Below are 22002 nucleotides of genomic sequence, written 5' to 3'. Positions count from 1 at the left end.
CAGGATCAGTCGGCGGCCGTCAGGGGGTGGAGAGGATCTTCGAGCGCTCTTCAGCATCGACGGGCGCGAAAGGCCTCTCCGGGTCGCCGGTCCAGCGCACCAGCGTGAGGTCGGCGGTCTGACGTCCCTTGCCGCCGGAATTCGCCGCCAGATAGAAGAGGCCGCGTCCCACTGGCTCCAGGCCCACATCAGCCTTCCAACGCCAACCGCGCAGGCCCGTCGCGGCATCGTCCAGCCCATCTTCAGCCAGGGGCAGGATCAGCCCATGCTCCCAGGCCTGCGCGCCGGCGTCGGGCACGCCGATCAGATCGCCCCTGACCGGCTGAGCGGAGGCCTCCACGGCGAACAGCAGATAGTTGGGAAACGCGGGCTTGCGGCCTTGATAGACCCCCAGGAACCAGCGCCCGGCCTCGGCGTCATAAGCCAAATTCTGCACGCCGTAGGTCGTATTGCCGGTACGAACGAAATACTTGCCGTCGACGGCGGCAGGGCCTTCGCGGTGCGGCGCCGCCTCTGACAGCGGACGGGCGTAACGGTCCCAGTCGGCGATATCGTATTGCAGCAGAACCTGATGGTCGTTGTCGGTCCGCGTTACGTCGCCATAGACGCCATAGCCGACGGTCAGCATCACCGGTCCATCGGTGCGCCCAAAGCGCGGTCCGAAAGCCACCCCGTCGATTCCCGAGGCGCCGTAGCGATGGTCGCGCGTCGCAGCCGTATCGCCGTCGAATCGACCGTCGCCGTCCATGTCGGCGGCGTAGTCTCCAGCGACTTCGGCCAGATGCACCGTCTGGAACAGGGCGCTTTCGCTCGCCTCCACGCCGATCCGGTTCAGTCCGCCGACATCGATCACGGCGATGTAGAAGGCCTCGTCCGCCTTGTACTCCAGCGAGCCGTAGAGCTTGCCGTCGGCGGGATTGAACGCCAGGTCGCCCAGGTGGCCGGTCCAGCCGACCAGGGTGCCGATCAGCCGGCCCTCGAGGTCGTATTTGGCCAAAAGATTGGTGAAGGAGTAATAGATATAGCCGCCGTCAAGGTCGACGGCGACGCCCTGGACATGGCCGGCATCCCACGTTCCGCCGTTCTGGGTCAGGGGCAGTCGGGCCAAGGCCTGCCGGTCGACCCCATTCGCTATCGTGGCCAATGCGTGGCCGGGAATAAAGACAACCGGAGCCGCGGCCGCCAGCGCCATGCCCGCAACGACCGTTAGAACGGTCGCACGCCGCAAAACACCAAACTTCATCCTTACCCACCCCCTTGCGACGGCGACGGGGTCTAGGTCGAGTTGATGATCGATCGCTCACGCTTCAGCTACATTCGCGCTAAGTTTGAATGACGATAGTTTTGTCATTGGTGCGCGAACGGACAGACGACGCTAAACCCTCGCGACCGAAAGTCGTACACGGCGCCGGATAAGTTGATCATCCCTCGCGCCGTCGTTCGGCGCGTCAGGGTTCCGACCACCCCAGCACACGCAGAGTCGCATTGGGTTTTTGCGGACCTGAAAAAACCAGGCTGGCCTTCTTCTCTCCCCGCCCGGGGACATAGTCGAGCGAGGCGCCTGAGCGTTCGCCGCCGACCTGGCCCTCGATATCCACGGCGGCGGCGGCCAGGTCGCCCTGGTTGGCGACCACAACGTCGACCACCCATCCGCCGGACGAAGGTCGAACCGCCTCGCTTCTGATCGTCAGCGCCGCCGGCGCCGGAACCGAGAAGGCCGCTTGCGCCAGCACGCCCGCCGCGCCGAGCGTGATGAGAAGGCCGATCAGAGCGCAAGCGCACTGCAGCCGAGATACGCCCTTCTTCCCTGCTTTCTGCTTTTCCTTGTCCGTCATGGCTACACCAGTAGCCGCGCGGCCGCGGCCCCGATCGCCGCCGGAAAGGCGAGGATCACGACATTGGCCATGAGCGCCTGGAGCCCATGGCCGTCCGCTCCGCCGAACACCCACAACATGGCGAGGCTGGCCAGCAGGCACAGGGCGTAGCCCGGCAGGGTGAAGTCGAAGAAGGCCCGGACCGGCGTTTCCGCCTCTTCCTGCCCGGCGAACCCCGCCTCGAAGACGATCAGGTGCAGCAGGATCACCGACAGGACCAGGACGCCCAACGCGCCCAGCGGCGTGGTCATATAGGCGATCAGCCGCATCTCCTCGGTCGGAGCCAGGTTCATGGCGAAGTAGAGGGCGCCGGCCAACATCAGGAACAGCTCGCCCGGATAGGAGGCCTCATCCTCATCGCCCTCGTCCGGATCGCCCGACAGCTGGCGTCGCGCCGCCAGGGCGCCCAGCGCGGCGGGCACCGCCTGCAGGGACATCTGCCCCACGGCGGACGCCGGCGAACTCAGGTCCAGCACATTGAAGACCAGCAGAGGCGCAGCGGCGGTGACGAAGCCCACGGCCAGGGCGACCAGGGTGTCCAGCACATTGTTGACCAGACCCCGGCGTGCCGAAAACCCAGCGTAATGCGCCAGCCCGAACAGCACCGGCAGCGCCGCCAGCAGAAAGACGAGGCGCCGCTCCGGTTCCGCAGCGAAGCCCAGCGCCCACATCTCCATCGTCATCAGTAACGGCAGGCTGAACAGCAGGGCGCCGCCGAAGGCTCGGCCCAGATCGCGGATATAGGCCCTGTCTTCCGTCAGGGCGGCGTCCTGCATCGAGGTCATGCCCATGCAACGCCGCCGTCCGGTTTCGGCTCCCGCATGGTTGCGGCGCCTCAGTTCAACCGATTGCGGAGGCGCCGTTCCGCAGCGCCGTCCGCCAGTGCGACGTCGCAATCGCAGGCCGCCTGCGAAAGCTCCCCCTGGTCAAGGACGATCAACCGCGCCCGACGAATCCGGAGAGCTCCCCGATCCTGCAGGTGGCGGCACGCCGCGTTGACGCTGGTGCGCTGCACGCCGAGCATATCCGCCAACTCGCCCTGGGTGATGGAAATCCCTCTCTCCTCGCCGTCGGCGGCATGGAGGCGCGCGATCCATTTCGCCAGGCGCTGCAGAGCCGTATGCCGGGCGTTGCAGGCGGCCTCGACGCCGAGCGCGCGCGCCCGCGATGCGGCATAGGCGTGAAACCCGGTCATGTTTTTATCCAGTGAGAGCTGTTGGACTTGGCCAGCAACAACGAACGATTGCGTTCTGGTCACTTGTAAACCCCTGCCTGCGCGACGGTTCCTCCAAATATGAAAAAGGAGACCGCCGTCGCGGCCTCCTTCTCACCGGAACGAAAAGGGATCAGCGTTCCCCGCCCTTTCGTCCGGCCTCCGCAGCGCGCTCGGGATCGTCGGCGAAATTGCCGCCCCGCCCCGAACCGTCGCTGTCATCGCCTTCGCGCGTGGCGGACGCTCCGCCGTCTCCCTGCGAAGCCTGTCCGCCCTTCCGACCCGCTTCGGCCGCCAGCTCATGGTCCTTCGAGAAGCTGCGATCTTCCGGATCGACGCTGGAGCCGCCCTTGCTGGCGATCTCGCGCTGTTTGTCCTCGTCCATGGCGGCGAAGCCGCGATCGGACGACGAGCCTTGCTGTTGCTGACCCTGTTGCTGGTTCTCAGCCATTGTTCACTCCCTTGTTTTCACTGATCGCCCCGAAGGGCTCCCCTCCAACCCGCCCTCCTTCGCCGGGTTCATCCTTGGCCTGCCATTGACCGCCACCCGACAGAAGGCGGTCGCCCCGTCGCCGACGGGAACAATTTCAGGCGCCGTCCTCTCCTCAGTGCAAAGCCATGACGGGAGAGTCCGATGGGACAACAGAAGCAATCCGAAGGTCGGGAGCGAAACGCCGCCACTCCAGGCGGCAAGCCCGACGCCGACACGCCGGATGAGGCCGTGCGTCGGGTCGGACGCGAATCCCGCCGTCGCGCAGGTCCGGACGGCCCTGACGCGCGCGAGATCGGCGACACCTTCAAGAAGACGCCGACCGCACGCCCGTCCGGCGCGAAGCCGCATCGCGGCGCCTGAGCGCGCCGCGACGGACGTTCTCGCCCCGCCGACGCGGCCCGCCTGCCGCTGCCTGATCGCAGCCTCACAGTCATCGCCTGCTACCAACACGGCGCTGCGAAAGACTATCGTCGGCTTGCAGAAAATCTGCAGCAGGCAATCGGGAGCGAGTGCAGAAGACCGCTAGGCTTGCGACCACTGATTTTTACAGATCAGAGCCTTTCGGGCGTGAGGCAAGGCTGGCGTGCGGGTCTACCGACGAAAAGGGTTTGCGGGGCGACCATTTTCCAGAACGACAGGATCCAGTTGAACTGACAGCCGCAAGGGCTGGAGCATGCCGGAAGGCGGTGGCGCCAGTCGGCGGCCGTCCACCACGGATCGTAATGCGACATCTGTTTCAGCCTGGGCGAAAGGCGTAAAATCGATCCGTGAGATGAGACCCTTGGGATCAATCCAGAGTTTGAGGACCAATGGCGGCGTGGGCTGGTCCGGGGCTGGCCGGGTCTGATGTAGATAATGCCGGACGCTCGACGCCGCCTCTCCATCCTCTTCCAGCCAGGCCGTCACCGCCCGGGTGGCGGCCTCGGCATAGACCACCCAGGCGGCTGGAGCGTCCTCCGGCGTAAGGCTCTGGGCCTGGGCCGGCGCGGCAAGCCCGAAAGCAGCAGCCAGCCCTGTCGCTAGAGCTCGCCACGACGACAGCTTGGCGCGAGATGCGCTGCTCATCACTGCGATCGCGTCGTCTGAGCGGCGGCCTGGGGCAGGCGTTCGCGTTCGAAGGTGATGGTCGACAGGCGGCCGTCGAGGGCCTGCACCACTTCGGCGGTAAGGTCGTTGGCGAAGTTGCCGCCCAGCGCCGAGTTGCGATCCAGCAGCAGCCCGCACGATTTAGCGGCATAAACCTGGGCGATGGCGGGTTGGGCCTCGTTGGCGATGCGCTCCATGGCCTTGAGGCGGGTGGCTTCGACTTCCTGGCTGGCGTGGGCCGCCTTCTGCTGCAGGGCCTGCCACTGAGCGGCTAGGGTCTCCGCGCGCTGGCGGCGGGCGGCGTCGTCCGGCTGGGCTTCCAGGGTACGCAACTGGACTTCCAGCGTCTGGCGTTCGGTCTCGATCTCACCCTGGGCGGCGGCGGCCAGATCTTGAAGACGAGTGCTGGCGGCCTTGCCGGCGGCGGCGTTGGCGAAGACCGCCTCACGCGACAGCAGACAGACGCCGGGGATGACCGGACCGCCCAGGGGCTGGGCGGCGGGGGCCTGCTGCGCGGCGGTCGGCAGAGCTGTGGCGGCAACTACCGTCAGGGTCAGGACGGCGAGGATGGAATGCTCGGTCATGGTCAGGCCTTCTTGGTTTGGGTCGGTTTGGCGGCGGGCTCGACGGTTGTCGCCTGTCCGTGCAGGCTCAACAGCGCGCCGAAACGCTCCAGCGAGGCCAGATGAAAGTGCACCAGCGCCAGCCAACCCTTACGGTGCCAGTCCAGCACGACAGCTTCATCAAGGTTTGCGAACCGTTCGGCGTCGACGACCTGGAAGCCGTCCAGACCCAGCTTGCGCCCATCCGGCAAGGTGGCGTCGGCGCGGCGGTCGATCAGCAGCTGCTGCGCGCGTAGAGCTTCGCCGAACGTCTGGGTGGCGGCGGCCTCGCCCTGGAAGGCATTGCAGAAGGCCATGGCGTCCTGAGTCAAAGCGGTCGGCCGCCCGTTTTCAAACAGGGCCGCGCCCTCCTCGCCCGAGACGGCCACGCGGTCGGACGCCGCGTCGATGGCCAGGGCGAAGCCGCTCGGGTTGACGGTGGCGATGAAGCCGAACGGATAACGACGCACATAAGCGGGCGTATAAGCTTCGGGCGCCCACCGTCCCTCGCTAACGAACAGATTGCGTTTCTCCAGTCCCAGTACGGCGATGGGCTGCGCCTCGTCTCCGCTCGAGAAGACGATGGGATAGCTGCGGGCGGCGTCGGTGATTTCGCTGACCACCACCGGCACGAAGGCGGTTTCGGCGGCGAAGGCCACGTCGCCGTCCTTTAATCGCCAGGCGCCGTGCTCCGCCGCCGCCAGCGGCTGCGGGTCACGGTAGAACAGGGGCAAGGCAGAGGCCTCGGACATGGGGGTGCTCCAATCGGAAAAGGCGTGTGGAAGGGGCGCTCGCCTCCCGCCTCCACACCGCCGGTTACTCGCCGAAGCCGAGGAAGCGGCTGGTGATGATGGCTGGGATGTCGCCGGTCGGTCTGGGCTTGGCCCGCTCGGCCAGACGCGCGGCCTCGGCCGCGACCGAGCTGCTGGCCGACGAGGCCGCCGTCAGTGCGCCGGTGTTGACCGCCGCCGCCATCGGAATGCCCACGGCGTCGCCCTTGACCTGGATGTTGGCGGCGTTGACCACCTGCAGCGCGGCCAGGTTGACGTTGCCCGACACCCGTATGCCCGCCTCGCCCGCGTCGATCGTGCCCAGCGGCGCGATCAGGTCCACGTCGCCCGCCGGAATCTCCGGGATCGGGTTCAGGGTGGCGATGCCGGCGCCCGTGTTCTGGGCCGGCGGCGACAGGGTGACGTTGCCGTAAAGGTCATAGACCCGGCGCGGCGGCTGATAGACGGCAGTCGACTTGGATCCGCGCCCGGCGTTGATGTCGCCCTCGGCCGACCACATCATCAGGTCGCCGCCGAAGGTGGTGAAGACCCGGCTCTGGCCCAGCAGCACCGATCCCAGCGAGTAGACGTCGATATCGCCCGACCCCATGGACAGGACGCCGGCCGTCGAGGGCGGCGCCACGCCGCCGACGCCGATCACCGTCTGACCGCCCGCCACCAGCATCTCAATACCGCCGCCGAACAGGGTCCGCACCGCCGAACCTCCGAACATGGTCAGGTCGCCGGCGTAGGAAATGTCCCGCCCGCCCGCATCCTTCTCGGGGAAAAGGACAGCGATAGCGTTGCGGCCGCGCAGATAGCTGCCAAAACGCGGGCCGGTCGGATCGTTGTACTCGCGCCCGCCCGCCTTCAGCTCGTCGAAGTAGGCCTGGCGGACGAAGACGCCCTGTTGCTGGCGATCCAGACCGTTGAAATAGGTCAGGGCGTCGGCGGCGTCGGCGGCCTCATAGCCGAAGCGGTCGTTCAGCCACTGGATCAGTTCGACGTCATAGGTCTTGACCACCTTGCCGACCTGTTCGGCCAGCGGACGGCCGACTTCGGCCTGATTGCTCGGGTCGAGGTAAAGCTCGGCGAAGGCCCCGTAGTCCGGACCGCCCGCCCCGACCCCGGTCAGGATCGAAACGCCCGCCCCGCCGTTGCGGGTCGAAGGCGACAGGTCGAACAGCGGGCCGACGCTGGTGAAGCGGCCATTGTCGGCCTGATAGATGTTGCGGCCCGCCTCGACGACAAGATTGCCCGGCCCCGCCACGGTCATGTTGCCGTAGATGATGTCCCGGCCCGCCGAGATCAGGGAAATGTCCGACGGGTCGTTGTGCACGACCAGTCCGCCTTGATTGAAGGCGCCGAACAGCCAGGTCGTGCTGCGGCACTCGGCTGGCCCGCCCACCGGACAGCCGATGGCCGTGCCCGTGCCCAGATTGACGATGTCGCGCGAAGCCCTGATCTCCGCCGAGCCTGAGTTGACGTAGAGTTGCGACAGGCCGTCAAAGGTTATGAAGCCGAAGTTCAGATTGCTGATGTCGCCATCGGCCGCATAGAAGAGCGCCGGATTCTGACGCCCCGTCCGCAGCGTGCCGGTGGCCGTGTCCTTCTGGAAGGCCAGCAGGCCGCCGACGCTGCCGGCGTTGCCCTTGATCGGCTGTTCGACATTGACCGGCGCGCCCACGGCGTTGACCCAGTCGGTCGTCCACACCGGGCGGAACGGATTGGGCAGAAGGTCCAGCGTCCGCGCCATACCGGACAGAGCAATCGGCTGACCGGCCGCGTAGCTGCCGCCGACGTCGGGATCGCGCGACCCGCCAGCCAGGATCGAGGTTCCGGCCAGGAACTCCACCTGACCGACCGCCGACGGAGCCAGTTCCAGCGGAAGGATGCCCGCATTGCAGCTGTAATCGTCGCAGCGGTCCGCGTTCCAGTAGATGCTGCCTTCGGCCGCCGTCACCCGAAGGATCGGCGGATACCAGTAGCGACCGTCGCGCGCCTCGGCGTCGCCCATGCCCTTGTGGATCGGCGTCACGTCGCCGCCCGCGCTGAACAGGCTGATTCCAGTGTCCTCGCGCCACAGGGAGAAGCTGGTCCGCATGGTCAGGCCATCCGGACGAACATACCTGCCGCCGGCGTCGACATAACCTACGGACACGCCGCCGATGGACATGGGCGTCGAGCCCGGATCGCCGACCCCGGCCAGGATCAGATCCCCGCGCGTGTCGATGCGGGCGTCCGCATCGCCGAGAACCAGGGTGATCCCGCCCGTCGCCTGATGGAAGGGCGTCCGCAGCGGATCAAACCGGCGCGGGTCCAGCGTGTCTCGGTAGCTGTTGTAGCGCCCGTCGCCGACGCCGCCCGCCAGGATGGAGGTCTGGCCGCGCAGGTTCGTCACTCCGCCCGCCAATTCCGACATCATGTTGATGGCCGCCGCCGGGTTCAGGGTTCCCCCCAGACGAATGTCGATGTCGCCGCCGCCCGTCTGCACCACTGCGCCGTCAGTGACGATCCCTGCCGTGCGGGTCACGGACGTCACACGCCCGGTGCCGCCGACGGCGAAGTTCAGCGCCATGCTGGCGATGCGGACGCGGTTGGAATCGGAGGTTCCATCGGCGCCGACGCCCCAATCCTGGGTCACCCCCGCGTCGCCGCCCGCCCGCACCGTCAGATTGCCGCCGCCCAGTGCGCCGATGCCCATAAAGCCCTCCAGCAACGGGCCGTTGAAGCCGACGGTATCGTTGTAGCTGCCCGGATTGTTCGGCACATAGCCGCCGAAGTTGATCCACCAGGCCGTGGGCGTATCCTGCCCCTGGGCTGCGGAGGCGCCGCCCTCGCTGACGCCATAGCCGCCCTGGCGCCACAGCCAGTTGCCGACTCGGCCGCTGCCGACGCGCTGATAGGAGACGTCGCGCCCCGTCGCGTAGCCCGCCAGTCCGCCCTGAACCGACAGCAACAGATCGCCGCCGTGTTCGGGATACCAGGCCTGGTAATCGGCGATGGCGTCGGCGTAGCCGTCGAAGTTCGGTCCGATCCAGGGATTGGCCAGACCGATGGAGCCCGCCAAGGTCGCGCGCGGCTGATTGAAGACGTTATGGCCGTCCGGCGTCTGGCCGCCGATCTCGGCCGAGGGCGTGCCCGCCGTATAGACGCCATAAAGCGACATTTGCTGATAGTCGCCGCCCGCCAGCAGATCCAGCGCCCCGGTCCCGGTGCGGATGACGCTGAAGTTCTGCATCAGCTTCAAGCCGTCCAGCCAGATATTGCTGAAACCGTCGGCCGTCGTCGCCTGCGGATTGACGTAGTGACGGTCCGACAGCGTCAGATCGCCCGACTGTCCCACACGGGCCAGGTCCGTAGCCGCCCGCAACGTCCGACCATCCGATGAGCCGATGTCGGCCCCTGCGACCAAACGCATGGACCACGACTGAGACCCCGCCGCCAGCATGGGCGCCACGGCCCATATGCGGCCTTGCGTTCCGTCGGCCTGAAGAGGCCGAGTGTTATGCGGGCCCGAGGCGCCGTCAATGATCACCGTGGTGTTGCGCGGGATCACGTCGCCGGCGTGAAGCTGAGCCGATGCGGCGAGCTTCATCAGACTGGGCAGGACCGCGCCCTTGGGCCAGGTCATGGCCTGCAGCGAAACCGCCATGGGGAACAGGGCGCCCTTGCCGATCCGCGCGTCGGCCGGAAGGGTGACGCCCGCCTTCATGATGGCGCCGCGCTCGATCACCCCGCCGTCCGGGAGATGAATAGGCGAAGTCGCCGTCCAGTCCTGCGGCAGGACGACCGATTGCGCCAGCCTGACGTCGGCCTGGATCAACTGATTGCCAATGACGCCGAACGCCTCCACCGGCGCGTCGAAAGTCAGCGTGGCGCCGACAGCGAAGGAGGATCCCGCCGCTAACAGAACCGGCGCCGATAGTTGATGATCCGCCGGCCAAGCGTGCGGGCCGCCCGCCTCGCTCGAGTCGTACAGCACCCAGCCGTTGTCGTCCGGCGTCCGCGCCGGCTCGCCGAAGCCGTCCGTAATGCTGCCGTAGATGTTCAGGTCGTCGGCCGCGCGGACCAGCAGCACGCCCGCCTCGCCCGAGCCATAGACGCCGGTCATCTGGCTGTCGGAGTTCAGGCTGGCGTAGCGGTAACCCGCCAGGTTCAGGTCTCCCGAGACGCTCAAGCTCTCGCCCGGCGCGCTGACCAGCTCTACGCCCGGCCGCAGATGGAAGGCGTCCTGATAGGCCCGCAGCCCGGCCAGGCGGCCCAACAGGCCTTGGTTGGCGATGGCGGCGTCGATGAAGGCCGTGCTGTCCTGGTGGATGTCGTCCATCAGCGCCTGATCGATGACGCCGTCCGCCGGTTGATAGGTGCGGAAGCCGTTGATCGACAGGCTGTCTACGCCCTTGATCGTCAGCGAGCCCGACGCCTGAACGGCGATGTCGTCTGCGCCGAGACGCGGCGCGTTCAGCTCCACGCGGCCACGATCTACGCCGTCGGGCGAGGACAGATCCAGCGTCGCGCCCGACGCCAGGCTAAGCACGCCCGTCTTGGTCCCCAACTCGACGCCGGCGCGGTTGGACGCCTCGATCGGCGCGCCATAGCCGTCGACCACAATGGAGTCGGCGCTGGCATCCAGCACCGCCGCTGACGTCAAGGTCAGATCGTCGCGCGCCGACAGCCGGATCGAGCCTGGCCGGACGCCGCTGGCGTCGATGCGGCCGTTGACGAACAGGTCGCCGCCGTCGGCCGCGATCGTCACCTGACGCGCCTTGACCTCATCCCCGATCACCAGATCGCCGCTCTTGATGACGAAGCTGCGGCTCTCGGTGACGCCGGTTTCGGTCAGCCGTTCGTTCAGTCCCTTGAAATCGCTGACGACATTGGCGCGGATATCGACGCCGCCGTTCCGTAGCGAGACGTCCGGCGCCTTGTCGCCGTTGCGCGCATGGGCCTCGATCACGCCGTCCAGCGTCGCGGAGCCGGTCAGCGCCGTGACCTTCAATGTCCCTGCATGGTTGTAGTCGGCGCTCAGGTCGATCTTCGACCCCGCGGCGGCGATCACGTCGCCCTGCGCGCTTTCCAGCTCGACGTCGCCGCCCCAGCTGTAACGAGTCTCATCGAAGAAGTCGGTCGCCCGGCCCGCCAGATCCAGGCGCGCCCTGTCGCCCAAGACGATGTCGCCTTCGGTCGCCGTCAGGACCAGACGGCCGCTCGGCAGGGCGATCGTCGTGTCCGCCGTGATGCTGGCGGCCGTCATCTTGATTTCGGCGCCCAGTTGCGGCTTGGGGGCTTCGGCCGCCGACGCCGCTTCCGGCGCGGTCAGGCTGATATCGCCGCCGGCCTTGTAATGCAGGCTCGACCCCGCCTGCCCTGTCAGCAACGGCGTGGTCAGGTTCAGCACGCCGCCCTGCCCCGGCTGACCGTGCGCCGCCTGGGACTGATAGACGGCCAGTTCGCCCTTGTGGTTGCTCTCGATCCGTTGCGAGGCGGTCAGGTTGACGGTGCTGAAGCCCAGGGCCAGCCGGTTCATCGGCACGGGCGCGTCGATGGCCACGCCGTCCTGGTAGCCCAGCACGATGCGGTCCGCGATCAGGTTGAGCATTCCCAGACCCGTCCCGGCCCCGCCCGCGATCGGCGCGCCCGGCTGGCCGACGACGATCGTCTGGCTGTAGCTCGGCCCCTGAGCGCCCAGAACGCTGTTCCAGACCAGGGTTCCCGTGGCGATCTGCGCGACATCGCCGGCGCCGCCCGCGCCATAGAGGGCGGGCGTGTTCAGCACCAGTTGCAGGGCCGAAGCGCCCGTCGCGGCGTCACGCGTGTCCAGGCTGATCGACCCGTAGAAGTTAACCGACTGGCTGGCCGACAGGATCAGCCGCTCCAGCTTGGGCGCGCCCGTGCCCTGGTCGCCCGCCATCAGGCGGTCCAACACCGTCTGGTTCAGGGCGATGCCCGACGGCAGAACGCCATCCGCCGCTGCGTCCGCCAGAGCCCCGCTCGTCCCGATGTTCACCGAGCCGGACGAGAAGCCCAGATAGCGCGCGCCATAGGCGACGTTCTCGCCCAGGCTGACCGCGCCCGGCGTGACGAAGCTGAGCGTGCCGTCGGAATAGAGGGCGGCGCCGTCCTCGACCGTAATGACGCCCGTGGCGGCCCCGGCGTTGCTGGTGAACTCCAGCAGGCCGTTCGACACCGCCAGCAGGTTCACACTATTGGCGCGCAGGCCGTAGCCCATGGTCGAGTCGAAGGCCGGATCTCCCTGCCCCAGGGTGGTGATCTTGGCTCCGTCCTCGACCAGAATATCAGCATTCGCGCTCGCGATGAGCATGACCTGCGGCCCTTCGAGGACCGCTCCGCCCCGCACCGCAATCCCTCCGAAACCGCTGGCGCTGAGACTGGTCTGGTTCGGCCAGCTGCCGCCGGCCGTCACCTGGATCTCCGTGGACTGGTTTGTCGACAGCACCCGGTGCGCCACCCCGCCCAGCGTCATGATCCGCGCGCCGACCGCGTTCAGATCCGAGGCGTACAGCGACAGGAAGCCGTCGCCGGACCGCGCCGCCCCGTCAGCCAGGATCTCCAACGTATAGGCGGCGCTGTCGAAATAATCGCCGCCAACCACCGCCAGCGCCCCGCCCAAACCGCCCTCGGCGGCGTCGAAGAGGCCCTTGCCCTTGAACGAGAAGGCCGGACGCTCCTTGTCCGCATCGGGCGTCAGAGCCAGGATGAGGGTCTTGCCGTCCTCGGGCAGGAAGGGCAGCGGACTGTTGAACTGAGCCGCCGCCGGCGCCTTGACCAGGAACTCGCCGAAGCTGGTCTCATTGTACTGGGAATAGGTGCGCACCACCTTGGCCGGGGTCAGGATGGCCTCGACCTTCAGGGCGCTGCGCAGATCCGTATGGGCGACGCCGGTGGTCACGCCCAGATGGGTCGAACCGTCCGCCAGGCGCGTCACGCCGTTGGCGCCCGCCGGGACGTTGCGACCCAGTTCGACGCGGAACGCCCCTTCCATCAGGGCGTATTCGGCCGGCAGCAGCGTATAGACGCCCGCCGCCAACCCCTCGATCCCGGCTGGAATGACGATCTGCTGACCCAGGCCCGGCTGGGCGTGGCCGTCGACGGCGCTCGGCGCAGCCGAGGCGCCGTAGGACGGCACGATGGCGTAGACCTTGTTGTCCGCGCGGCTCAGGCCTTCAAAGGCCGGGCTGACGTTGGCGAAGGCGGTCTTCAGCACATCGACCGAACCGCCGCGTCCCGGAATGAAGCCCGCCCCGGCAGGCAGACCGCCGCCCGACAGATCCAGAACCGAACCTTCATCGGCGCGCAGGGAGCCCAGGATCATCACGCCCTGATCCATGCGCGTAGCCTTCAGCTCTGCGCCGTTCAGCAGCCACTTCAAGCCGTCCGTCGTGCCCCCGTAGGGCACGACCAGGTCCTTGCCGCTGACGGAGGTCAAACTGCCGGGCAGCAGGTTCACTTCCCGGGTCGTCAGCGAGGTGTTGGCCCACCAGGTCTGACCCGGCTCCAGCATATCGGGCCCCGGTACGTATTTATCGCCGCCGACGCCCAGGGTGATCGAGCCCAGAGGCGCGCGCAGCACCCCGCCCTGATCGATGATGTCCGCGCCCACCGTCAGCGAGCCATAGACCGACAGCGGCGCCGACGGCGTCACGCCCTCCATCTTGTGGAAACTGACCGTGCCGCCTGGCAACAGGGTCGCATAGCCGACCGTATTGCCCGGAATGCGATAGAGATATTTCCCAGCGTAGATGGCCGCGGTCGCGCCGGTGATCGGGTAGATCTGGGCCGCGGTCAGGGCGATGTTGCTCATCGCATTGATTTCGCCGCCCGTCATGCGGATGTCGCTGCCGCTGATGATGTCGATCTGGCCGTGCGCCGCGTACTCATATTCGTGCTGGCGGCCGCCGGACAGGCCGACCGAGCCGTTCACGCCGAACTGGGCGCCCCCCATGTCGACCAAACCGCCCTTGATGGTCAGCGCCCCCTCGCCCAGGTCGGGAACCTTGAACAGGGCCTGGGTTCCGTCTTCCCAGCGGACCAGATTATTGCCCCGCATGGAGCCGGCTGAGACGAAGCGCACATAGGCGGCGCTGAGACTTGAATCCTGATCGGCCCCGTCGCCCAGCGCCCCGATCGCGCCCGACAGCGTCAGGTCGCGCGCCAGGTTCAAGCTCACCGGTCCGTCCAGAAGGACCACATCCGTGGAATCCAGCGTCAGGCTGCCGAAACCGCCCGCCGTGATCTGATCGACGCCCAGACGCGCCTGCCCCACCAGATCGGCTGCGCCCTCATTGGCGGCCAAGGCATTGGCGCTCGATTGACCCGGCGTCCAGCAACCGGTGATGCAGTCGCCGTATTGCAGATCGGCCGACAGACCGCTGTCCTGCTCCATCCCCAGGACAATGCTGCGGAGGCGACGCATATAGTCGGGCATGTCGCGCCCGTCCTTGCCCATCTGCGCCAGATAGGGGGTGGTCAGTTTGATCGACAGCAAGCCGCCCGAGGCGCCCGCGCCGCCTGCATGAGCGCGCATCTCACCATCCAGGAAGACCCCGTATTGCGACTGGAAGCGGATGGACCCGCCGTCCGTCGCCACCGTCAGGCTCTGCCTGTCGCCGCTGAGGCCCGCCGTCAGATAGTCGATCTCGGCGGAGGCCCCCGAGGCGTCCAGGAAGGCGCCGGGCCGCACCACCACATAGGCCGCGCGCTGGCCGCCCACCGTGATCTCGCCGCCTTTCGACACATGACCGTAGCGCAGGCCGTTCACGCCGACGGCGTTGAGGCCTCGCCCTGAAACGTCGATGACGCTCTTCTCGCCCAGCCACAGGGCGGTTGCAGGGTTATAGACGATCTCCTGCGGCTGGTAGTCCAACCGCTCGTTCTCCTCGCGACCGGCGGTCAGCACGACCTTGCCGCCGCGCGCCTCGATGCGGCCGTCGATCCTCATGCCCTCCATCGCCGTCAGGCTGACGGTTTGTCCGTCGTCGACGCGAATGCCGGCCCCTTCAGCCAGGGTCAGTTCCCCCAGCGGGCGCGGGTCCGTGATCCGGTTGCCGTAGCTGGTCAGCCACTCGCGCTCGCTGAGACCATGAGCGGAAAGGCTGATGCCGGCGCCCTGCCGCTGGACGAAGCGGCCGTTGGCGGCGTCTTCGCGCAGCATGTCGGGCGTCCACAGCTCCAGCGCCTCCTGCGGTGCGGCGCCGCTGGCGATCCGGGCGCTGTCTGCGGTGAAACGACGAACCGGCGCGCTGACGTCTATGTCGCCACTCACCACCAGATCGCCGCCTGCACGCACGTCGTATTGCGAGAAGCCGGTCTGGAACAGCTCAGCGTCCAGATTCAGCGGCTTGGCCACCTTGACCGCCGTCTGGAACACAGTCCCGGCCTCAATGGTCCGCCCTGCGGCCAGAACCAGATCGGCCTGCAGAATGTCGCCCTTGGCGTAGCGGACGGCGACCGGCGGGATGCTGACGCCGTTCGGCCAGATATCGGGCGTCAGGATAAAGCCCGCCTCCACGGCGCCGTAGCCGAATTCCAGATAGGTGCCCGCCGGAATGACGTCCCCGCCGTAGTAAGGCGTCCAGTTGGCGTCATAGGCTTCAAAGCCCTGCGGCACGGTCCAGTCGCTGGTCAGAGTAACCGCTGCAAAATCCAGGTTCGCCCCAACAGGCAAGGGCTGACCGGCCTCAACCCGGTCGATAGTGTAGGCGTATTCGAACGGCAGGGCCTCGCCCGCCTTCAGCACCAGATCTTCGAGCAGTTGCAAGTCCAGCGGCGCCGGTTCGCCCGCCGCCAACTCATCGCCGCCGTCCATCACCGCGCCGCCGATGGTGATGGGTCGTCCGGCGGCCGAAACCGTCAGCGTGCCGCCCGCATTCTCGCCAGAGCCATAGGCGCGGATATCGCCGCCCAGGATCATCTGGCCCATAATGGCGCGCGGCTCATGACCGACCGCCAGGCCTACCGAGCCGCCCTTGGCGCCGACCGTTGTCCCGTCCAGCAGAATCGCGGCGCCGGCCGAGACGTCGATCAGGCTGCCCTCGCCCATCGTCAGGTTCCCCTGACGGCTTTCCAGCATCACCGTCCCGCCCTCGAGGTGCGCCAGTTCACGTGCGTCGCCGCCCGTCTTCACATTGACCCACAGGCCGCCGGCGTCCAGCGTGACGCCTTCTCCGACCTTCAGATCCGTCACCTCGGCGCAGCCCGCGCCGCACGGAGGAACCGCCGCCAGAGAGATGGAGCCGCTACGCGCCGTGATGTCGGCGGCGACGTCGATCGTCTGGCCCCGCATGGCGACTTCGCCGCCATGGCTCAGGGTCAAGTCGCCCTCGACTTTAACGGCGCCGCCGTTGATCCGCAGCCCGCCCAGGCCCGCCTCGCTCAGGGCCTCCGCCGACAGGATCACCGTGTTGGTCAGTTCCGGCGCCAGGGTCGCGCCTGCCGCCACGCCGATCGAACCGCCGCCCTCGCCGATCACCACGGTGTTGGCGAACGGCGCCTCGGTCCCGACGACCGGCTGGTAGGATTGATGCAGCCGGTTGCCGACATAGAAGCCGCCCGCCAGCGGCGTGACGTTCTGCGGCAGGGCGTAACCGTCGATGCGGTTGGCGAAGTCGCCTGAAATCATGCCGTTCTCGATCTTCGGCGGCGTGGTCGGTCGTGCGCCGGTCTGGCGCTCTCCCGTCACCACATCGGCCACGATCTGACCGTCGAACAGGACGGTCGGCGCCGACAGCGACAGCACGCCCGCGTCGCGCCCGACGGTGTAGCCTTCCTCCCAGCGCACGCTGCGGGCCGAGTTGAACAGGGGCTGAGCGTAAACCTCCTGGAAAGCTTCGCCCCAACGGTCGTGATTGACGATGAAGGCGTTGCCGACCGACAGCATCTTCACGCCCGCCGGCGCCTTGCCCAGATCGTAAAGCTTGCCGTCCGAGCCCATCATCCGCGTCGACTGGATATAGCCCGCCGAATAGTCCAAGGAGCCGCCCGAGATGTCGAACACGGCCCCCTTGTGGGCCACGATTTCGTTGCTGCTGATGTTGATCGTGCCGCCATGGGCGGCCCATTCGCCGATACGGTGCGCCGTATTGCCCAGATGGCCGCCGACCTCGATCAGGCCGCCCGGCGTATAGTAACGGTCGCCTTCATGCCCGCCCGTGCCGCTGGGGAGCAGGATCAGATCACGGATATCGATCCAGACGTCGTTGTTCTTCAGTCCCTCGCCTTCGCGATTCAACGGCGAGTCCCTCAGCTCGAACGGCTGGATGTTCACCTTCAGATTGTTCGAAGCCATGTCCATGGCTACGTCGCGCACGCCCGAGACGTTCAGCTCGGCGCGATCCTCGATCGTCGTCCGTTTCATCGCCACGACCGAGATCTGACCGCCTTGGGCGATGGTCTGGGAATCGGACTGGAAGCTGGCTTCGCCGCCCGTGGCGATCTCGACCCGCGACATGTCCTTGCGGTCCGGCGTCGAATACGAAAGACGGTCGATCGCCTGATTGTTCAGCCAGGTCGTCGGCGAACCCGAGGTTTCCTTCGACTGCGCCAGCAGCGCGTCGCGCTGGGCGTTCGTCGCCGTGGCGTCGCTTTCCAGTTCGGGCAAGATCAGGGTCAGGCTGTCGCCAGTCAGGGTGACGCCGGATTCCGCGTCCGACAGATCGGTCAGCAGATGGATGGTTCCGCGCGTATTGACCGAGGTGGTGGCGATGGCGACGCCATCCTGAACCACGTGACGGCCGGCCAGGGTGATGTCGCCCTCGGCCGCCTGGATAAGGCCCTCGTTGACGACACGGCCCGCCTGACTGCCGGCGTCGACAGTCACTGCGACTTCATAGCCGCGCGTGGTCGATGCCTGATTGGCGTTAGTGCCGTAACCAGGGCGCAGGATGAAGTCATCGCCCGCCGCCATCAGCGTCTGGCCCCGCCCGGTGATGATCGAACCGGCATTGACGACTTCCGCGCCCAGCAAAGCCACGAAACCGCCGCCCTCGACCACGCTCGCAGGCTGGGTCGTGGCGATCTGCGCGCCCGCCTCGACGGTCACGGCGCCGCCGGCGTTGGTGAAGACCGGCGCCAAGCTCGGCGACTCCCACCAATTCACCGGCGGCACGGTGTTGGAGGTGATCCCGCGCTCAAGGAATTGGATGTTAGAGATGTCGGCCGCCGCCGCGATCAGGTTGCGGACGTTGACCTGGGTCGAGCCGCCGAAAATGACGCCGTTACGGTTCAGGATGTAGACCGAGCCCTCGGCCTTGATGCCGCCCAGGATCCGGGTCGGATCTGCGCTGGCGTCCGTGACGCGGTTCAGGGCGACCCAATCGGAATGGCCCTGCTGGTTGAAGACCAAGTCCGTCTCGCGACCGACGTTGAAGCTGTCCCAGGTCAGGATGGCCTTCTGCTCGGTCTGCCCGACTGTGACCGTGGTGCGGCCGTCGGCGCCGGTCGTCTGGCTCGGCCCGTTTGCGCCGACCCACAGGCTGGGGTCCAGGGTCACGCCCTCGGCGACCTGAAGCCCGCCCTGGCCCAGGCCGTTGGGCACATGGCTCTGAGCCGCCAGGGCGGCGGCCCGAGCGGCCGCCTGGGCGTTGCTCATCGCTTCACGCGTGGCGGCGGCGCGGGCGAAGGCGGCGATGGCGCGTTGGCTGGCGCTGCTGGCTTGGGCGGCGCGACCGGCCTCGGCCTGAATCGCCTGGGTCGCGGCGGCGGTCGGATTGGCGCCTGCCCCGCCTCGGCCGCCGAAGCCGCCGCGATTCTGGGCCTCGGCCGCGCCCGCCATGATCAGGGAGCCGAGCGAGGCGCCGACCAGCAGGCGGCGACGCAGCGAACGCGAATCGAGACGGATCATCGGGCGATCTCCAGAGGAGCGGCCGCGCAGGCGGCGGACGGGCGAAGAGGGAATCCGACCGGACGCGGCGCGCCCTCGACCGGAAGAATGAAAAGGAAAGGACGGCTCACGGCTGGCCTCCCGGCCTCGGCGTCGGCATCGGCCGGACGGGGCGCTGAGGATGAACCGAAGAGCCGAAGTTGGCGCCAAGGCGCTGGCGCACGGCGGTCTGGCTGACCACGCCGACCCTCAGATCCGATGAGCGCGCATTCGGCGCAGGCGTATCAAACGCCGCCCGCGCCTGGTCCTGCGCGACCTGGGCCGCGCGCTGCAGGGCCTGGGCCGCGCAATCCAGATGCCCCGCACGATCGCCGCCGACGTCCACCTGGACGCACAGGGTCTCGGGCGACGGCGCTGACGGGGGCGCGACAGTCTGAGCCCCCGCCGGACCGGCGACAGTCACAAACAGGACGGCGGAGGTCAGGTATCGGGCCGCTCCAGCCTGCACGAGGCCGAAGCGGCCCGCCTGCGTCATCGGACCCCGGAACCGGTGAAAACCAGGACCGACGACGAGGACGGCGCGCCGGACGACGGCTTGCGCCCGGTCGCAGACGCCCGCCCCGCTACGACCGGCGAGGCGAACGAACCGACGAAGAGGAGCGAGAACCGTCGTCATGGCGCGGATCAGAACCGGGTCAGCAGGTCGATCAGCAGGCGGTCCGCCGACAACGGCGCTCCTGCGACCTCTTCGCCCGACAGCCAGCGGGCGCTGAAGGCGGTGTGCTTGCCAAAGGCGTAGGCGCCGCCGATCATCCACCCCTGGGAGTTGGTCCCGCCCAGGTGGAAGTCGCTGTCGGTGAAGGCGTCCAGCACCGCGTCCGATTCCAGACGACGATAGCCGGCATGGACGTTCCAGTCCCCGCGCGAAGCCAGGTCCAGCTTGCCCGCCGTCAGCTTGACCGACCAGCCGGACGAACCGCCGTCCCAGCCGCCCGGCACGGTGATCACGCCATTGGCGTTGTCCGGATCGGGCATGGTGACCGACGGCCCCAGATTATTGACCGCGCGCACCCGCAGCCGGTCCTTGTCCAGGCCCAGGTTCTCGACATAGTCGCCCTCGAACCGGAAACCGACGCCGTCGAAGGCGGCGAAGTCCACGCTGGCGCGGACGTTCAGCACCTCATAGGCCGAGGCCAGGCCGAAATACTGGTTCTCGGGGCTGGTGATCGGGTTCAGGGGATCAGCGATCACATTGCGGATCGGGAACATGGTGTTGCCGAACTGCTGGAACTGGGGCCGCGTCGGGTCGGTGTCGCAGGCGATTTCATAGAACTGGCACGGGCTGGAGACCTCGCCCTCCACGCCGTCGAAGTTGAAATAGCCGACGGCGGCGCGCACCCGCATGTCGTCGCGCGGCGTCCAGTCCAGACCCAGTTGGGCGGCCAGCAGGTATTTGTCCTTGCTCTCGAACGGGCCGCCATTGCCCTCCGGCGCGTTGCGCGAGCCGAAATTGAAGTCGGTGTTGAAGATCGGAAAAGCCCCGGCCGTTCCGAACACGGCCAGTTCGCGGTTCAGCGCACGACGCGCCGTCAGGGCCGCGCCGTCGAAGTTCAAGTCTTCGTCGAACAGCAGCTCGCTGGTCCAGAACGGATTGCCGAAACGTCCGAAGTCCAGCGCCACGTCCTGAGCGGGCGCCAGGCGGATGGCCGCTCTGTCCAGCCACAGGGCGTATTTCCCGAACTCGCCGTTGCCGCCCAGCGTCTGGTTGGTCGAGACCGGCGAGCTGTCATTGCCGGTGGCGACGCGCACCTCGGCCGAGATCCAGCTGTCGATCTGGGCCTTCAGGCCGAAGCGGGCGCGGATGCGGGCGCGCTGACGGTCTTCCAGGGTGTTGAGGTAGGGCGGGCCGACATAGCCCGGCGTCTTGTCGTTGATGTTCTGGCCGCCGCCGGCGTTGATCGCGGCGTAGTCGACGAAGATGTCGGCGTTGTCGGCATCCATGAAGACGCCTTCGCCGCGCACGCGGATGTCGCCCGACAGGGTGATGCCCCGCGTCCATTCCGGCGTCTGGCCGGGCGCGGACCAGCCTTGCGCCTGCGCCTGGGTTCCCAGTTCGGCGCGCAGCTCTTCCTTGATCTGATCCCGGACGATCTGCGGAATATAGGGGATGGTCTGCACCCCGCCGGCCACGCCGCCCGCCGGGATCGGCGCGGGCGTCGATGCGGGCGTCACTGTCGCTTCGGCCAACAGGGCGTCGGCCTCGGCGCGCGTGACCAGGCCCTTGGCGACCATCAGCTCCAGCAACTTCGCAGAGTCGACAGACTGGGCGAAAGCCGGTTGGGCGGCCAGCAGACTGAGTCCGGCGGCGCAGGCCATGAGGGCCGGTTTGAGACGGATCGGACGGTTCATTGCAGGTGTCCTCAGAAAAATCAGGCGCCGCTTCGGGCGTTCAGTTCGATGCGCATGACGGGCAGGCCGTCGGGGGGGCGGCGAGAAAGGCGCAGGCCGGTCAAGGCGCGCTGCAAGGCGGCGTCGCGGCGCGCGTCGCCCGTGCCGCGCAGCAGGCGGACCGAGGTGATCCGGCCCTCCGCGTCGACGGTGACCGCCAACTGGGCGGAGTAGCGGCCTCGGCTGAGATCACGTTCGCCCTGGACAGCCTGGGTCACTTCACGGCGGGTCAACTCGCCATAGGCGCCGAAACCGCCGTCGCCGCCGCCTGGACGCCCGCCGATGCGGGTTCCCGAACCGTCGCCGCGCGCCAGGCCGTAGTTGGACGGGCCGGCCCCTTCGCGAGCGGTCAGGGCGTTGTCCCCGAGCGTCGGTTCGGACGGCGCGTCCGGCGGCGGCGGCGTATCCTCGACCGGCTGATCCAGCGGCGTCGGCGTCGGCTCGGGCGGCTTCTCTTGAGGCTTGACCTCGGGCGGCGGGGGCGGAGGCGGCGGAGGCGGCAGGACCACCCGCACCGTCTTGTCCTCACGCTGACGCTCGCTGACCGAAGCGGGCCGCAGGAAGGTCGCGGCCAGGATCGCGGCCAGCACCACGACCGCCCCGACCACCGGCCAGCTGATCCTGCGCCGACGACGCGGCGGCGGCGGACCATCCGCCATGAAGGCGTAGGTCATG

At 67.9% G+C, this 22002-nt stretch carries 13 protein-coding genes; 1 reads left to right on the top strand and 12 read right to left on the bottom strand.

Annotated elements, in window-relative coordinates:
• Positions 1 to 19 precede the first annotated feature (19 nt).
• From B3D50_RS01685 to B3D50_RS01665, 5 genes are all read right to left on the bottom strand, one after another.
• Positions 20 to 1108, bottom strand: coding sequence for a hypothetical protein (locus B3D50_RS01685; protein WP_286949132.1), 1089 nt, complete (start codon positions 1106 to 1108; stop codon positions 20 to 22).
• 340 nt (positions 1109 to 1448) lie between these two features.
• Positions 1449 to 1835: a hypothetical protein gene (locus B3D50_RS01680; protein ID WP_286949131.1), complete on the bottom strand. Its 387-nt coding sequence runs from the start codon at positions 1833 to 1835 to the stop codon at positions 1449 to 1451.
• A 2-nt stretch (positions 1836 to 1837) separates the two neighbouring features.
• A complete protein-coding gene (locus tag B3D50_RS01675; RefSeq protein ID WP_286949130.1) occupies positions 1838 to 2665 on the bottom strand; it encodes a TIGR02587 family membrane protein in 828 nt (275 codons plus the stop codon).
• Positions 2666 to 2709: 44 nt separating this feature from the next.
• A complete protein-coding gene (locus B3D50_RS01670) occupies positions 2710 to 3069 on the bottom strand; it encodes a Crp/Fnr family transcriptional regulator (RefSeq protein WP_286949129.1) in 360 nt (119 codons plus the stop codon).
• A gap of 151 nt (positions 3070 to 3220) precedes the next feature.
• The gene (locus tag B3D50_RS01665) at positions 3221 to 3538 is read right to left on the bottom strand and encodes a general stress protein (RefSeq protein WP_349680833.1); all 318 of its coding nucleotides are present in this window, start codon (positions 3536 to 3538) and stop codon (positions 3221 to 3223) included.
• Positions 3539 to 3721: 183 nt separating this feature from the next.
• On the opposite strand from B3D50_RS01665, the gene B3D50_RS01655 reads away from it, so the two are divergent.
• Entirely contained in the window at positions 3722 to 3940 is a 219-nt protein-coding gene (locus tag B3D50_RS01655) for a hypothetical protein (RefSeq protein ID WP_286949128.1), read from the top strand.
• A gap of 231 nt (positions 3941 to 4171) precedes the next feature.
• Here B3D50_RS01655 and B3D50_RS01650 read toward each other — a convergent pair whose 3' ends face one another.
• The 7 genes from B3D50_RS01650 to B3D50_RS01620 form a co-directional block, all read right to left on the bottom strand.
• Positions 4172 to 4645 carry a hypothetical protein gene (locus B3D50_RS01650; RefSeq protein WP_286949127.1) on the bottom strand — a complete coding sequence of 158 codons (474 nt, stop codon included), beginning with the start codon at positions 4643 to 4645 and terminating at the stop codon, positions 4172 to 4174.
• Entirely contained in the window at positions 4645 to 5250 is a 606-nt protein-coding gene (locus B3D50_RS01645; protein ID WP_286949125.1) for an OmpH family outer membrane protein, read from the bottom strand. The genes B3D50_RS01650 and B3D50_RS01645 overlap by 1 nt, the downstream gene beginning before the upstream one ends.
• A 2-nt stretch (positions 5251 to 5252) precedes the next feature.
• Positions 5253 to 6020, bottom strand: a complete 768-nt coding sequence (locus tag B3D50_RS01640; RefSeq protein ID WP_286949124.1) for a SapC family protein — start codon at positions 6018 to 6020, stop codon at positions 5253 to 5255.
• A gap of 64 nt (positions 6021 to 6084) precedes the next feature.
• Positions 6085 to 18900 carry a filamentous hemagglutinin family protein gene (locus B3D50_RS01635; protein ID WP_286949123.1) on the bottom strand — a complete coding sequence of 4272 codons (12816 nt, stop codon included), beginning with the start codon at positions 18898 to 18900 and terminating at the stop codon, positions 6085 to 6087.
• A gap of 106 nt (positions 18901 to 19006) precedes the next feature.
• Positions 19007 to 19555: a hypothetical protein gene (locus B3D50_RS01630; protein ID WP_286949122.1), complete on the bottom strand. Its 549-nt coding sequence runs from the start codon at positions 19553 to 19555 to the stop codon at positions 19007 to 19009.
• A gap of 8 nt (positions 19556 to 19563) precedes the next feature.
• Complete coding sequence (locus tag B3D50_RS01625; protein ID WP_286949121.1) at positions 19564 to 21288, bottom strand: putative porin; 1725 nt, start codon at positions 21286 to 21288, stop codon at positions 19564 to 19566.
• A 20-nt stretch (positions 21289 to 21308) separates the two neighbouring features.
• Positions 21309 to 22001 (bottom strand): TonB C-terminal domain-containing protein, encoded by a 693-nt coding sequence (locus B3D50_RS01620; RefSeq protein WP_286949120.1) that lies wholly within the window; start codon positions 21999 to 22001, stop codon positions 21309 to 21311.
• Position 22002: the final 1 nt, after the last annotated feature.

Source organism: Brevundimonas sp. UBA7507, assembly GCF_002478355.1.
In the GTDB taxonomy this organism is placed as follows: domain Bacteria; phylum Pseudomonadota; class Alphaproteobacteria; order Caulobacterales; family Caulobacteraceae; genus Brevundimonas; species Brevundimonas diminuta_D.
This window is presented reverse-complemented; position numbering and strand designations above follow the sequence as displayed.